Origin of the sequence: Staphylococcus intermedius NCTC 11048, assembly GCF_002902385.1 — a bacterium.
GTDB classification, from domain to species: domain Bacteria; phylum Bacillota; class Bacilli; order Staphylococcales; family Staphylococcaceae; genus Staphylococcus; species Staphylococcus intermedius.
In genome coordinates this window covers 1-201 of record NZ_PPQH01000166.1, presented here as the reverse complement: position 1 = coordinate 201, position 201 = coordinate 1, and the positions used below count along the sequence as shown (strand labels likewise).

The 201-nt window shown below is 48.3% G+C and carries 1 protein-coding gene; it reads left to right on the top strand.

The window, feature by feature from the left end; genetic code table 11:
• Positions 1–201: hypothetical protein (locus CD138_RS14475; RefSeq protein WP_219727741.1), on the top strand; the 201-nt coding region annotated here is incomplete at both ends.

The window sequence follows — 201 nt, the reverse complement described above, 5'->3', positions numbered from 1 at the left end:
TCAGCGAGCGCATCAGCGTCAACAGCGCAATCAGAAGGTGTAGAACGTGATTCAGCGAGCACATCAACATCGGTTGAAAAATCGCAATCTGTATCTGCATCAGAGTCAGAAGCAAAAGCGAGTGCGTCAACATCAGCGGCGCAATCAGAAAGTGTAGCGAGCGATTCAGCGAGCACATCAACATCAGTTGAAAAGTCACAA